The 14,715-nt window shown below is 64.2% G+C and carries 11 protein-coding genes and 1 pseudogene; 1 reads left to right on the top strand and 11 read right to left on the bottom strand.

All coding sequences use genetic code 11. From position 1 onward, the window contains the following. From ACILRA_RS10045 to ACILRA_RS10000, 10 genes are all read right to left on the bottom strand, one after another. Positions 1 to 966: LacI family DNA-binding transcriptional regulator (locus tag ACILRA_RS10045; protein ID WP_395661966.1), on the bottom strand; the 966-nt coding region annotated here is incomplete at its 3' end. A 61-nt stretch (positions 967 to 1,027) separates the two neighbouring features. Then, positions 1,028 to 2,737, bottom strand: coding sequence for an alpha/beta fold hydrolase (locus tag ACILRA_RS10040; protein ID WP_395661965.1), 1,710 nt, complete (start codon positions 2,735 to 2,737; stop codon positions 1,028 to 1,030). Positions 2,738 to 2,752: 15 nt separating this feature from the next. After that, entirely contained in the window at positions 2,753 to 4,393 is a 1,641-nt protein-coding gene (locus tag ACILRA_RS10035) for an ABC transporter ATP-binding protein (RefSeq protein ID WP_395661964.1), read from the bottom strand. Further along, on the bottom strand, positions 4,383 to 5,285 hold the full coding sequence (locus ACILRA_RS10030) for an ABC transporter permease (protein ID WP_395661963.1): 903 nt from the start codon (positions 5,283 to 5,285) through the stop codon (positions 4,383 to 4,385). Before ACILRA_RS10030 ends, ACILRA_RS10035 begins: the two co-directional genes overlap by 11 nt. After that, complete coding sequence (locus ACILRA_RS10025; RefSeq protein WP_395661962.1) at positions 5,282 to 6,253, bottom strand: ABC transporter permease; 972 nt, start codon at positions 6,251 to 6,253, stop codon at positions 5,282 to 5,284. The genes ACILRA_RS10030 and ACILRA_RS10025 overlap by 4 nt, the downstream gene beginning before the upstream one ends. 198 nt (positions 6,254 to 6,451) lie before the next feature. After that, the gene (locus ACILRA_RS10020) at positions 6,452 to 8,059 is read right to left on the bottom strand and encodes an ABC transporter substrate-binding protein (protein WP_395661961.1); all 1,608 of its coding nucleotides are present in this window, start codon (positions 8,057 to 8,059) and stop codon (positions 6,452 to 6,454) included. 251 nt (positions 8,060 to 8,310) lie between these two features. Further along, positions 8,311 to 9,906 carry an ABC transporter substrate-binding protein gene (locus tag ACILRA_RS10015; protein ID WP_395661960.1) on the bottom strand — a complete coding sequence of 532 codons (1,596 nt, stop codon included), beginning with the start codon at positions 9,904 to 9,906 and terminating at the stop codon, positions 8,311 to 8,313. Positions 9,907 to 10,170: 264 nt separating this feature from the next. After that, positions 10,171 to 11,118 (bottom strand): Hsp33 family molecular chaperone, encoded by a 948-nt coding sequence (locus ACILRA_RS10010; protein WP_395661959.1) that lies wholly within the window; start codon positions 11,116 to 11,118, stop codon positions 10,171 to 10,173. Further along, positions 11,118 to 12,047, bottom strand: coding sequence for an ornithine carbamoyltransferase (gene argF / locus ACILRA_RS10005; RefSeq protein ID WP_395661958.1), 930 nt, complete (start codon positions 12,045 to 12,047; stop codon positions 11,118 to 11,120). Before argF ends, ACILRA_RS10010 begins: the two co-directional genes overlap by 1 nt. 10 nt (positions 12,048 to 12,057) lie before the next feature. Next, positions 12,058 to 13,239, bottom strand: coding sequence for an aspartate aminotransferase family protein (locus ACILRA_RS10000; protein WP_395661957.1), 1,182 nt, complete (start codon positions 13,237 to 13,239; stop codon positions 12,058 to 12,060). A gap of 433 nt (positions 13,240 to 13,672) precedes the next feature. Here ACILRA_RS10000 and ACILRA_RS09995 point away from each other — a divergent pair, with 433 nt between their 5' ends. Beyond that, a complete protein-coding gene (locus tag ACILRA_RS09995) occupies positions 13,673 to 14,209 on the top strand; it encodes a GcrA family cell cycle regulator (RefSeq protein WP_395661956.1) in 537 nt (178 codons plus the stop codon). Between the two features lie 193 nt (positions 14,210 to 14,402). Here the strand turns inward: ACILRA_RS09995 and ACILRA_RS09990 are convergent. Beyond that, positions 14,403 to 14,510: pseudogene (locus tag ACILRA_RS09990) on the bottom strand (helix-turn-helix domain-containing protein); the annotation flags it as partial. Positions 14,511 to 14,715: the final 205 nt, after the last annotated feature.

Here is a 14,715-nt window from a genome sequence, read left to right as displayed (position 1 = left end):
TGGCGCCTTGTCGGCCTTGGAGAGGAGCACGCGGATGGCACTCCTCACCTCATGGCCCGCATCCTGATTGATGATGATGTCGATGGTGCCGTCGATCAGCGCGCGGCGCGTGTCATCCGTCAGCTCGTGGGTGATGAACACCACTTCGCGCTGGCGGCCCGCGGCCTCGAGGGCGGCGGCGATGCCGCCGGAGCCCGCACCGACATTGTAGAGGCCGATCAGGTCCGGATGGTCCGCCAGCAACTGCTCGGCAACGCCCTGCACCTTGTTGCGGTCATCGCGGCTCTCACGAACGGGGAGCAAAGTGATGTTCGGATAATCATGCGCCATCACCTGCTCGAAGCCGAACTGCCGCTCGATGTGGTCGCGCAATGACAGCGAGCCTGCAACCAGCCCCACCTTGCCCGTTCGCCCGCTCAGGTAACGGCCCATCAGCGTTGCCGCGGTGCGGCCCGCTGCCGAATTGTCGATGCCGACATAATGGATGCGCCTGGAACTCGGCACGTCGGAGACAAGCGTCACCACGCTCACGCCGCGGTCATGAAGCGCGTTGATGGCCTCGCGCACCAGCGGATGATCCAGCGCCACGACGGCCGCGCCATTATAGGCAGGGCCGATCTGATCCAGCGTCTCGGCGAGGGCGGAGGCCTGGAACACATCGGTGTGGCGGAGGTCGATCACCACCTTCTCGCGTTCCATGCGCGAGGCCTCCTCGCGCACGGCGTCCGCCAGCGCGATCATGAAGGCATTGGCGCCTTCGGGCAGAATGAAGCAGAAGCGGTATTCGCGGCCCCGGGCAAGGCGTGCCGCCAGCCGGTCCGGCTGGTAGCTCAGGCGGCGCACCGCCTGCTCGACGCGTGCTGCCGTCTTCGGCCGCACCGCCGCGCGCCCGTTCAGCACGCGGTCGACCGTGGCGACACTCACCCCGGCGGCTTCGGCAACATCCTCGATCGTGGCCCTGACCATGCTTCATCAAAGCCTGCCCGGCCATTCCCGTCAATTCCTGATAGGCGTCTATCAGCAGCGCTCAGTCGACGGCTTTCACGGTGCCCTGGCGGTGATCGCCCGAATAGACCTTGAAGCGCCCGATCTTGCGCTCTGCGGCATAGCGGCGGAGCATGGAGCGGGTGGCCTCATCCGGCAGCCGGTCCCACGGAATATCCTCGAAGTCCGCCAGCACCGTGCGCCCGCGCGCATGCAGCAGCGCCTCGCCACGGTAATAGATGCATTGTTCACGCGTGCCGGGGTTCTCGAACACGGCGAAGAGGAAGCCCAGCGTCGCATCGAGGCCTTCGCGCACCAGGAAGTCATGAAGCTGCGAGGCGCTGCCGCTCGGCCCCGTGCGGCCCACTTCCGGAAGGCTAAGGCCATTGGGCCGCCCCACATCCGGCATCAGAACCAGCTTGTTGTCGCTCTCGAGAATGGCGCCCACCACCGTGCGGCTCGCCGAGATGGCCGCGTTCACCGCCGCCTGCTCGAGGCCGAGGGTGATGTAATGCCCGCGGGCATAGCCCAGCGGATTGGCATCCGTATAGGAGAAGGCCTCTACGCGGCCCATGAGGATGATGTGGTCGCCTGCGTCGATCACCTGGTAGCGCGCGCAGTCGAACCAGGCAGCGGAGCCTTCGATCAGCGGATCTCCGAAAGGCCCCGGCCGCCAGCCCACCGACTCGAACTTGTCGGCCCGTTTGGAGGCAAACAGGACGGAGATGTCCTTCTGCGCCTCGGACAGGATGTTGACCGCGAAGCCCTGCGCCTGCCGGAACACATCGACGCTGGCGGCCGACTTGCCGATGCAGACCATCAGAAGCGGCGGCTCCAGCGACACGGAGGTGAAGCTGTTTGCCGTGAAGCCCCGGGGCTGTCCATCGATCCCCGCCGTCGTCACGATGGTGACACCGGTCATGAAGCTGCCGAAGGCCGAGCGGAGTTCCCGGTTGTCGAAACGGCTCAGGCGCTCGGCCAGGAGTGCCGAGAGCAGCGCATTGGTCTCCTGCCAATGGGTGAGCGGCATCATGTGGCGTGCGCCTGCGATGACGGCACTGCTGCCGCGCATGACGGCCCCGGCCATCGCCTCCGCCATGGCGGGTGTTGAGTTCGGGTCACCGCCGCCGGTGGCGAAAAGCGCCGGGCAGAGAATGGCGGACAGCCTGCCCGAAAAGGCGCGGTCGGAGGTGGCGAAGATGCGGTAGGCGGTGGCATAGGCGGGCAGGTCCATGCGCCGCAGCCAGCCTCCGGTGCGCTCACGCAGGGCCTGTTCATCGCTGGCGAACCAGCGGTCGAGTGCGGTGTCGAAGCTGAGGCCGGGGGCAATCGCTGCGGCGCGCGCTTCCACGGCGGCGCGCGCCTCGGGGCTGCGCTCATGAACGGAGTTGAGCACGCAGAGGCGCTTCACCCGCTGGGGATGTGCAATGGCAAGGCCCATGGCGATGAGCCCGCCCATGGAATGGCCAGCCACATTGACCGCCATGATGCCGAGATCATCGAGCAGCCGCCGCACCTGGGCCACATAGTCCTCGAGTGTGGCCTGCTCAGGCAGCGCCAGGCTGCCGCCGTGGCCCGCCATGTCCATCGCGATGACACGGTGCGTGGCTGAGAAGGCCGCGATCTGCGGCGCCCAGGCCTCCGCATTGAGACCCACGCCATGGATGAGGAGGATCGCCTCGCCCTCACCCTCATCGATGAAGCTGGTTCCGCCGAGCGACCGGCGCGCATGGGACAAGGCAGATTCGGGCACGGCCGGTTCTGACCCTCAGGCCCTGGTCTTGGCGGTGGCGCGCTGGGCGAGCAGGTTCGTCAGCCAGTCGGGGTCCATCTGCGGCACAGAGGACAGGAGGAGTTCCGTGTAGGCCGGATGGGGCGGGTTCAGCACCTGAGACTTCGGCCCCTGCTGCACCACCTTGCCCTGGTGCATGACCACGATCTCGTCGGCAATCGCCCGCACCGTGGCGATGTCATGCGTGATGAAAAGATAGGACACGTTGGTGTCCTTCTGCAGCTTCATCAGCAGGGTGAGGATTTCTTCCTGCACGATCTGGTCCAGGGCAGAGGTCACCTCGTCACAGATGATGATCTCGGGCTCGGCCGCAAGCGCGCGGGCGATCGAGAGGCGCTGCTTCTGGCCGCCCGAAACTTCCGTCGGCAGGCGGTCGATGTAGCTCTCGTTGAGTTCGATCGCGTCGAGCAGTTCCGCCACCCGCCGGTCACGCGCGGCGCCCTTGATGCCATGGTAGAATTCCAGCGGGCGGCCGATGATGTCGCGGATCGTCTGGCGCGGATTAAGGGATGTATCCGCCGACTGGTAGATCATCTGGATGCGGCGCAGCGTATCCTTGTCGCGGTCCTTGAGCATGCGCGGCAGCGGCTTGCCGTTGAAGGAAATATCGCCCTTGGACGGAGGCAGCAGCCCGGTGATGGCGCGGGCGAGGGTGGACTTGCCCGAGCCCGACTCGCCCACAACCGCCACTGTGCGGCCGCGCGGCAGGCGCACGGTGACATTGTCCAGCACCTTCACCACGCCCGAATAGCTCGCATCAACGTTGCGGATGTTCAGCACCACGTCGTCGCTGATCGATTCTTCCTTGGCGAGCTTGCGCACCGCCCACAGAGTCTTGGTGTACTCCTGCTTCGGCTCCGCCAGCATCTCGCGCGTCGGGGCTTCCTCCACCTCGAGGCCGTGGCGCAGCACCATGATGCGGTCCGCCATCTGCGCCACCACGGCCAAATCATGCGTGATGTAGATCGCGGCGGTGTGGAACTGCTCCACGATGTCGCGCATGGCGGCCAGAACCTCGACCTGGGTCGTTACATCGAGGGCGGTCGTCGGCTCATCGAAGATGATGAGGTCAGGCCGGCAGGACATGGCCATGGCCGTCATGGCGCGCTGCAACTGCCCGCCAGAGACCTGGTGCGGGAAGCGGTCGCCGATCTTCTCCGGGTTCGGAAGCTGCAGGCGGCGGTAGAGGTCAATCGAATCCGCCACCGCCTTGTCGCGGTCCATGATGCCCCTGCGCACCGCGGTTTCGACCGTCTGGTCGATCAGCTTGTGCGCGGGGTTGAAGGCGGCCGCGGCACTCTGCGCCACATAGGCGATGCGCGCGCCCCACAGCGCGCGCTTCTCTTCCTCGCTCGCGGCACGCAGGTCGATGCCGTCGAACATGATGGTGCCATCGACGATGCGGCAGCCGGGCCTTGCGAAACCCATGGCGGCCAGGCCGATCGTCGACTTGCCAGCGCCTGATTCACCGATGAGGCCCAGAACCTCGCCGCGCTTCAGCGTGAGGTCCACGCCCTTGACGATCGGATGCCAGACGCCATCGGAGTTGCCTTCGATCTTCAGGCCGCGAATGTCGAGAAGGGTCTCGCCCTTGACGCGTTGCTTGTCACTTTTCATCGCGCAGCCCGCTGGTCTTGTGGAGGAACCAGTCCACCACGAAATTGATCGCAACCGTCAGGAGCGCGATGGCGATGGCCGGATAGAACGGCGCCGGGATCCACGGGAAGGTGCGGACCGGGAAGGTGATGAGCGTCTTGCTCTCGGCCACCATGGACCCCCAATCGGCGGTCGGCGGCTGGATGCCGACGCCCAGGAACGAAAGCGCTGAGATGGTGAGGAAGACGAAGCAGAATCGCAAGCCGAACTCGGTGATCATCGGCGGCAGGATGTTGGGCAGCACTTCCCGGAAGATGATCCAGCTCATCTTCTCGCCGCGCAGCTTCGCGGCTTCCACATAATCCATCACCACGACGTCCAGCGCCGTGGCGCGCGCCAGGCGGAAGACGCGGGTTGAATCGAGCAGCGCCAGGATGAAGATCAGGTTGATGATGCTCTTGCCGTACACGGCGAGCAGCATCAGCGCGAAGATCAGGACCGGGATCGCCAGTAAGGCATCGACGACGCGCGAGATGGCCTGGTCGAGCCAGCCGCGCTTCAGCGCCGTGAGCACCCCGAGCGTGCCGCCGATCATGAAGGACAGCAGCGTGGTGAAGAAGGCGATGCCGATGGTGTTGCGCGCGCCATAGATGAGGCGCGAGAACAGGTCGCGGCCGATCTGGTCGGTGCCGATCCAGAACTCAGGCCCGGACGGCTGGTAAGCCTTGCCCACCACCTCTGACTCGCCATAGGGCGCGATCCACGGCGCGAAGACTGCGGCGATCACGTAGATCACGATCACGATCATGCCGAACCAGGCACTGAGGGGCGCTGTCGCCAGCGTGCGCCTGGCGTTCTGCCAGAAGGTGCGGCGGGCACGGACGTTGCGGATGTCGGGGGCTTGCGCGGTCATTTGGGATGCAACAGACGCGGGTTGGTGACGATCGAGATGATGTCGGCCAAAAGGTTGAGAAGAATATAGGTCGCAGCGAAGATAAGCGCGCAGGCCTGCACCACGGGCATGTTGCGGCTCGAGACCGAGTCCACCATCAGCTGCCCGATGCCGGGATAGACGAAGACCACCTCCACCACGACAACGCCGACCACGAGATAGGCGAGGTTGAAGGCGATGACGGTGGCGATCGGCGCCCAGGCGTTGGGCAGCGCATGCTTGACGATGGCCTCGCGCCGGGGCGTGCCCTTGAGCTGGGCCATTTCCATATAGGGGCTGGCGAGAAGGTTGATCAGCGCCGCCCTGGTCATGCGCATCATGTGAGCCACGATCACCAGGGTCAGCGTGATGGCAGGAAGGGCTGCGCGGTAGATGTGCTCGATGAAGCCGGTCGAGTCGGAGACGGTGGAGAGCGAATAGAACCACTTGTTCTGGATCGCAAAGAAATACATCAGCAGATAGGCGATGAAGAACTCAGGCGTCGCGATGGTGGTCAGCGTCGTTGAGTTGACGATCCGGTCATACCAGCTGTTGCGGTAGAGCGCAGCGAGGATGCCGAGGATGAGCGACAGCGGCACCGCGACGATGGCCGTCATGATGGCAAGAAAGAATGTGTTGTAGAGGCGGGGCGCGATCAGGTCCGTGACGCTCTGCTTGATGGAGCCGCCACGGCCGGCATAGGAATAGCCAAAATCTCCCGTCAGCACGCCGCCGATCCACTCCAGGTACCGGGTCGTGGCTGGCCGGTCGAGGCCGATCTCGCGGTTGAACGCGGCCACGGTCTCGGGCGTTGCGCCCTGGCCGAGAATCGCCTCCGCAAATCCTCCAGGCAGCAATTCAAGGGACGAGAAAATCAAGACCGACACCACGAACAGCGTCAGCAAACCCAGTCCCAAGCGCTGCAGTACGGTTTTTAGAACCGGATGCATGCCTCTCCCCTGGAGCATCACCCGCAGCGGTGGGAACCACTCTTGCGGCGGGATCATGCTCGCACTTTCTAACCGGCCTCTCACCGGACCGTTCTTGTGACAGTAGCAGAACAAGCTGCTTGCGCTACTGCAAAATCGAAGAAGAGCCGGATGGCGCTGCCGCCATCCGGCCCCAAGCTAGCGGGTATTGTCCGCGGATCAGGCGGTGAACCACCAACGCTCGGCGATGCGCATGCCGTCGAGCTGCCAGTTGGCCGCCACCTTGCCGTGGCCCAGGTTCTTCGCATGGGCTTCGACGTAGGAGTTGAACAGGATGTTCACGAGTCCACCGTCGTCATGCAGAATCTGCTGCATCTCGGCATACATGGCGGCGCGCTTGGCCTCATCCGTCTCGGAGCGCGCGGCGACGAGCAGCTCGTTGAACTTCGGATGCTTCCAGAACGTGTCGTTCCACGCGGCATCCGCCGCATAGGCCGTGGTCATCATCCAATCCACCGTGGGACGGCCGCTCCAGTAGGAGGCAACGAAGGGCTTCTTGAGCCAGACATTGTCCCAGTAGCCGTCATCCGGCTCACGGATCACGTTGATGTCGATGTTGCAGGCCTTGGCGTGCTCCTTCCAGAGGATGGCGGAATCCACAGCGCCGGCAAAGGCGGCATCAGCCACCGACAGGTCGAACGAGAGGCTCTCGAGGCCCGCCTTCTTCAGATATTCCTTGGCCTTGTCGGGGTTGTAGACATGGCGGGGCTGCGGATCGACCGCGAACTTCACCGTCGGTGCGATCGGGTTGTCGTTGCCCACCGCGCCGTGGCCGAGGAACACCTTCGCCAGCACGTCATCACGGTTGATCGAGTGCTTGATGGCAAGCCTGACGTTGACGTCGTCGAAGGGCTTTGCCGTCACGTTCATCACGTAGATGTAGTGACCGTAGCCGGTGATCTCCTGCACGGTGACGTCGGGGTTCGACTTCAGCATGTCGAGGGTCTTCAGGTCGCAGCGGTCCATGTAGTGGATCTCGCCCGAGAGCAGCGCATTGGTGCGCGCGGCCACGTCCTTGATCGACAGGAATTCGACCCGGTCGAACCAGCCCTTGCCGGACTTGTAGTAGTTCTCGTTCTTGGTGAAGGTCGCGGTGACACCCGGATCAAACTTCTCGAGCTTGTAGGCGCCGGTGCGGTTGCCGGATTCCCAGTCGACGGAGCCGTCGTCCTTCTTCGGCATGATGGGCATGTGATAGTCGGAGACGGTATAGGGGAAGTCCGCATTGCCGCCGGAGAGTTCGAAGACCACCGTCTCGGCGCCATCGGCCTTCATGCTCGTCACTTCCTTGAGAAGCGACTTGGCGGCCGACTTCGAGTTCTCGCCAAGGTGATGCTGCAGCGAGGCGATCACGTCATCGGCGGTCACCGTGCGGCCGTCGTGGAAGGTGATGCCCTTCCGGACCTTGAACACCCACTTCTTGGCGCCGTCGGCGGGCTCGAAGCTTTCGGCCACGTCACCGACCACGTTGCCGTCGGGATCGATCTCGGTCAGGCTGTTCGCCAGCGTGCCCCAGAGCGCCGTGCCGGTGAACTGGTCAGGATAGGTGCCAGGGTCCATGGAGTCGGTGGTGGCGCCATGGCCCACGCCGATCTTCAAGGTACCGCCCTTCTTGGGCTCCGCCGCATGCGCCTTGGTGAGCATGCTGTTGGCGGCGGCGAGGCTGACGCCAGAGGCGAGCGCCAGCTGGGTGAATTCGCGCCGCGTGATGCGGCCCTTCACGGCCTGCCTGAGCGCGGTATCGAGCTTGTTCTGGATGTCGTTCATGTCGTGTCTTCTCTCCCTGAGCCGGGTTTGCCGGCATATCAATGGCGGTCTTGTTGGTGACGGCCGCCCGAGTTGCGTGATGCAGCGCTGCCTCTGTACCCCGCTTCCAGCGGGCATGCCATGAGATGAATTCTCATGGTGCGAACCTGGCCTTGCACCGTCACATGGGCCAAAGGTTCTCATGACGAAAAGACCCCGTCAACGGCGTTGACGGGGTCCGGAACCACAAATTTAAGTAATGTCAGCCTGACTTAGGCCATCCACCAGCGCTCATACATGAAGCCGCCGTCATGGTCGAAGTCCGAGTTGAACTCGCCATGGCCGATCTTGGTGGAGAGCGCGCCGACGTAGTTGTTGAACATCAGAATGATCTGACCGCCGTCGTCATGGACGAGCTGCTGGCACTCGGCATACATCGCCTGGCGCTTGGCCTCGTCCGTCTCCGCACGGGCCGCGACGAGCAGCTCGTTGAAGCGCGGGTTCTTCCAGCGCGTGTCGTTCCAGGCAGCGTCAGCGGCGAGCGAGATCGACAGGAACGCATCCGCCGTGGGACGGCCGCCCCAGTAGCAGAGGCTCCACGGCTTCTTGAGCCAGACGTTGTCCCAGTAGCTGTCGTTCGGCTCGCGCACGACGTTGATCTCGATGCCGGCGGCCTTGGCGTGTTCGGCCATCAGCAGTGCGGCGTCGACACCACCGGGGAAGGCGGCATCCGAGGCCGAGAGATCGACCTTGAGGTTCTCGAGGCCGGCCTTCTTGAGCAGCGACTTGGCCTTGTCCGGGTCATAGCTGTAGACCGGCTCGGCGTTGATCGCATACTTGAGCGCGGGCGACAGCGGGTTGTCGTTGCCGGGCGAGCCGTAGCCATAGAGGATCTTGTCGACCAGGTCCTGGCGGTTGATGGCCCACTTGATCGCCTGGCGCACTTCGACCTTGTCGAAGGGAGCCGCATCGCAGTGCATGGGCGCCGAGTAATGCGCGAAGCCCGAGACGTTGTAGAGCTCGGTTTCCGGCGCGCTCTTCAGCATCTCGATGGTCTTCACGTCGCCACGGTCGATGTAGTGCACTTCGCCCGAAAGGTAGGCATTGGTGCGCGCGGCCACGTCGATGATCGAGAGCACTTCGATGCCGTCGAACCAGGTCGTGCCGAAGTAGTTGGGGTTGCGCTCGGCGATGAGCTTGACACCCGGCTCAAGCGACTTGAGCACATAGGGACCAGCGCCGATGCCCTTCTCCCACTGGATCTTGCCGCCCTCGGAGGGAAACATCGACAGATGGTAGTCGGAGAGGAGGTAGGGGAAGTCGGCGTTGCCGCCGCTCAGCTCGAACACCACCGTGTCCGGACCGTCGGCCTTGACGGCCGTGACGTTCGAGAGAACGCCCTTGGCGGGAGACTTGGAGTCGGGTCCGATGTGATAGTTGATGGTGGCCACCACGTCATCGGCGGTCAGCGTCTTGCCGTTGTGGAAGGTGATGCCCTTGCGGATCTTGAAGATCCACTTCTTGGCGCCGTCAGCCGGCTCGAAGCTCTCGGCAACGTGCGGAACGACTTCGTTCTTCTGGTTGATCTGGACGAGCGGCGCACCCATCACCGACTTGCCCCAGGCGAAGGTGAAGCCGTTGGACCAGGTGGCGGGATCGAGCGAGTCGGTCGTCTGGCCGTGGCCGACGGCGGACTTGAACACGCCGCCCTTCTTGGGCTCAGCGCGCGCGGCGGTCGCAAACAGCGTGCTGGCGGCGGCCAGCGTCATGCCGGAAGCCAGCGCAAACTGGATGAAATCGCGGCGGGACAGCCGGCCAAGGCCAACGGCCTTCTGCGCGGCCTTCATTTTCATTTCGAATTCGGTCATGCGTCTCTCTCCTTAAGTGACCCGTCTATCATGCGGATGGGGCGGGCGAATGACATGCCGGGATCGACCGCTTGTGGCCTCCCAGCCTGGGTCCTCCGCCTGTCCCTGTTCCGTTCTTTTTCTGGTTGGGGCCCGGGGGCCCTTTCTCCCGAAACTGTCATGGAGCATTCACTCCGTCAATGACACTCTCATAACGCGGTGGTGAATAGAACTCACAATTCGGACAGGTTTCGGCTCAAATGCGACAGCGGCCAGTTTTCCGCATCACGGGGCAAGTTCCGACGGCCTGACATGGTAGGTGGTTGAGCAAAATTCGCAGGTGACGGCGATTTCGCCGTTTTCCACCATGTCGGCCTGGTCCTCTGCGGGAAACCGGGCCAGCATGCTGGTGATGCCGTCCTGCGAGCAGCTGCAATAGCGCGTAAGCGGCGTGACGGCATAGGCGGTGACGCCGTCCTCATGGTAGAGGCGGTAGAGCAGCTGTTCGGCCGAAAGCTGCGGATCCAGCAACTCATGGTCCTCCACCGTATCGAGCAGCAGCCGCGCCTTGACCCAATCGTCATGCTCCTGCGGGGCGTCGTCGGTGCCATCGGGCGCATCGCCTGAATGGGTGGGAAGCGGGCTCTGGCCCCCCTCGCGCGGCAGGTGCTGCACCATGATGGCGCCGGCCCGCCAGCTTTCGGCCTTGCTGCCGCGCTGCAGCAGCGGGCCTGCCGCCAGGCGGATGCGGGTGGGGATCTGCTCGGACTTCTCGAAATAGCCATGGGCCGCCGCCGTCAGGTCCTCGCCCTGGAGCGGCACGATGCCCTGGTAGCGTTCCATGTCCGGTCCCTGGTCCACCGTCATCGCCAGGTAGCCATTGCCCAGAAGGGCCTGCTGCACGGGGCTTTCAAGTTCAGCCACGCGCGCGGCGTCGAAGCGGGCATAGCCGCGGATGCGGCCGGGCGACACGTAGTCAGCCACGATCATGTCCACCGGCCCGTCCGTCTTGGTCTGGAAGATGAACTTGCCGTCGAACTTCAACATGGCGCCCAGCATGGCGGTCAGCGCCACGGCCTCCGCCAGCAGGGCAGAGACGGGCGGCGGGTAATCATGGCGGTGCAGGATGTCGTCCACCGCCGCGCCCAGCCGCACCAGCCTGCCGCGCACGCCCAAGGGCTTGATCTCGAAGGGCAGAACCAGATCCTCGCCCGTCAGGTCCAGCTCCGCCATCACGCCCCCAGGCAGTGGAGCAGGATGCTCTTCTGAACATGCAGGCGGTTTTCCGCCTCATCGAGGATCAGGGAGGCGGGTCCATCCATCACCTCGTCCGTCACTTCCTCGCCGCGGTGCGCGGGCAGGCAGTGCATGAACTTGGCGCCGGGCCGGGCCAGCTCCATCAGGCGCTCATTGACCTGGTAGGGCTTCAGCAGGTTGTGCCGGCTCTCGCCGTCCGTGTCATGCATGGAAACCCAAGCATCGGTGATCACGCAATGCGCACCTTCGACCGCCTCCTCGGGCGATTGCATCAGGCTCACATCCGCGCCCTGCGCCCGGGCCCAGGCCATCACCTCGGGCGCGGGGGCGAGCTGCTCCGGCGCCCCGATCCTGAGCTTGCCGCCCAGCCGGCCCACGGCATGGATCCATGAGGCGGCGACATTGTTGCCGTCGCCCACCCAGCTCACGGTCAGGTCCTTGAGCGGCGCCACATGCTCTTCCAGTGTCATCACATCGGCCATCACCTGGCAGGGGTGGCTGAGGTTGGTCAGGCCGTTGATGACCGGAACGGTGGCGGCGGCGGCGAGTTCCGTAAGGTTCGAATGGCGCGCCGCGCGGATCATGATGGCATCGACATAGCGTGAGAGCACGCGCGCCGTGTCAGCGATCGTCTCGCCGCGGCCCAATTGCATGTCGGCGGCGGTCAGCACCAGCGTTTCGCCGCCGAGCTGGCGCATGCCGACCTCGAAGGACACGCGCGTCCGCGTCGAGGGCCGTTCGAAGATGAGCGCCAGCATGCGGCCCTTCAATGGCTCGTCCTTTTCCAGCAGGCCCTTGGGCAGGCCACGGCGCGCGTCCTTCATGGCGCGCGCCCGGGACAGGATGGCGTTGAGCGTTGCCGCGTCAAAATCGGAGATATCGAGAAAATGCTTGGGAGCCGCCATGGTCTGGTCCTCAGCCCGCCTTCGCTTCGAGTGCGCGGGCAGCGCGGTCGAGCTTGTCGACGGCCTCCGCGATGTCGGCGTCGGTCACGATCAGGGGCGGCAGCAAGCGCACAACATTGTCGCCAGCGCCGATGGTGAGCAGGTGCTGCTCGAGGGCTGCGGCCTGCAGCGCGGTATTGGGCACCTTGCACTTGATGCCGACCATCAACCCCGAACCGCGAATGTCATCGATGATGGTGGGGTGCTGGTCCTTCAGCGCGGCGAGCTTCTGCTTCAATGTCAGGGCGCGCTGCTGCACGCCCTCGAGAAAGCCCGGCGCCAGCACCACGTCGAGCACGGCATTGCCAACGGCGGTCGCCAGCTGATTGCCGCCGAAGGTGGAGCCATGCGTTCCCGCCGTCATGCCCGAGGCTGCCTTTTCGGTGGCAAGGCAGGCGCCCAGCGGAAATCCGCCGCCGATGCCCTTGGCAATCGCCATGATGTCGGGCGCAACGCCCGCCCATTCATGCGCGAAGAGCTTGCCCGTGCGGCCGATGCCGCATTGGACTTCGTCGAAGATCAGCAGCAGGCCATGGGCATCGCAGAGCTCGCGAAGGCCCTTCAGGCACTGCGGCGGCACCGGGCGGATGCCGCCCTCGCCCTGCACCGGCTCGATCAGGATGCCCGCCGTCTCAGGGCCAATCGCCGCCTTCAATGCCTCATGGTCACCGAAGGGCACCTGATCGAAGCCTTCAACCTTGGGGCCGAAGCCCTCGAGATATTTCGCCTGCCCGCCCGCTGCGATAGTGGCCAGCGTGCGGCCGTGGAAGGCGCCTTCGAAGGTGATCAGGCGGTACTTCTCCGGGTGGCCATTGGCGGCATGGTACTTGCGCGCCATCTTGATGGCGCATTCGAGCGCCTCCGCGCCGGAATTGGTGAAGAACACCGTGTCGGCGAATGTCGCATCGATCAGACGCTGCGCCAGCTTTTCCTGCCCGGGCATCTGATAGAGATTGGAGGTGTGCCAGATCTTCTGTGCCTGATCGGTCAGCGCCTTGACGAGATGGGGGTGAGAGTGGCCACAGCTCGTCACCGCCACGCCAGCGCCAAAATCGAGGTAGCTGTCGCCTTCAGTTGTGAACACGCGCACGCCTTCGCCGCGCTCGAAAGCGACCTTCGCTCTGGCGTAAGTAGGAAGAACGGGCGTGATCATGGCGGAACCCTGGCTGTGGAAATCAAAAGGCGCCCGCCGTTGAATGGTGGGCGCCTCGGAGAAAAAACCCTTATAATTCCAAGGCCGCGCACGGTCAATCGCGGCTTGGGGGTGAGGCTGATTCACGCGATTCCACCCACGATTCACGGTTGTCCACACTGAGTCAAAACAGCGCATGGACCGCCGATTCATGACGCTGGTAAGGTTTCCTTAACCATGAGGCAGGGTCCGGAAACTGGGGAAAACAGGTCCGATTCCAGCGCCAAAGGTTGCAGGTGAGTCACCGCGTATTGTAGTGTTAGCGCGTCAGGCTACGAGATGTAGCGCTTAACGGTCAGTTATGTTGACGAACACGCCGGAACCGATCGGGTCCGGCGAGGCATGAGGGATTCCGTTGTTGCACGAGCAGGAAACCAATCTTGGAGGGGCGAAATTGTCCTGGACAGATGATCGCGTCGAGCTTTTGAAAAGGCTCTGGACGGAAGGGTTGAGCGCCAGCCAGATCGCCGGAAGGCTCGGCTCCGGCGTTACCCGCAATGCTGTGATCGGGAAGGTGCACCGTCTCAATCTCTCCGGGCGCGTGCAGCAGCAGCGCAGCGCCCAGCCGCGGGCGCCCCGCAAGCAGCGTGAACCGAGCCTCGCCCCGCGCGCGGGCGGCAGCATGCCGAGCATGCCCACCGCCGGCAACACTGCGCTGAAGCCGATGATGCGGGCCGAGGTCCATGTCCGGCCTGCCGCCATCCCCGAACCGCAGCCCTTGCGCTTGGTCGATCTTCCGCAGGACGGCCGGGTGACGATCCTCCACCTCTCCGACAAGACCTGCAAATGGCCGATCGGCGATCCGGGCAGCGAGGAGTTCTGCTTCTGCGGCCATGGCCCCCGTGACGGCTCGCCCTACTGCGAATACCACGCCCGCCTTGCCTACCAGCCCATGCAGGACCGGCGGAACCGGAAGATCAATTTCGGCTGATGTGGAAAAAGGCCCTCGCGAGAGGGCTTTTTCGTTTGTAGGGCTGAGAGAGCCCTCATCCGCCCTGTCGGGCACCTTCTCCCATCGCGCTGCGACGTGAGAAGGGAAAACTGTGAGATGATATTCCCTTCTCTCGTCCGCAGGATGGGAGAAGGTGGCCGAAGGCCGGATGAGGGCCCGCCTCCGCTTGCCCCTACCGCCCGAACCTCTCGTCGAAGGAATAGCCCATGCCGCGCACCGTGCGGATGGGATCGACCTCCCGCCCGCGACTCAGCGATTTCCGCAGGCGGCCGACGTGGACGCCTTCGACAAGCCAATGGCGGCCGCACCCAGGCGAAGCAAAAATCTCGCAAACGCACAAATAACATGCTATAAAGAACTAGAGCCTCGCACCCTCAAGTGAATCCGTATCCGGCTGCGGTGAAGTAGTTGGAGCATTCCTCTGGGGAGAAGAGCTTGCAGATGCTGCCAATGGCCCTCCAAAGCTCATCGATGGTTCTGGCGGC

Origin of the sequence: Aestuariivirga sp. (assembly GCF_044239095.1) — a bacterium.
Taxonomy (GTDB): Bacteria; Pseudomonadota; Alphaproteobacteria; order Rhizobiales; family Aestuariivirgaceae; genus Aestuariivirga.
The sequence above is the reverse complement of the archived record's forward strand: the minus strand, read 5'-3'. Positions and strand labels throughout refer to the sequence as shown.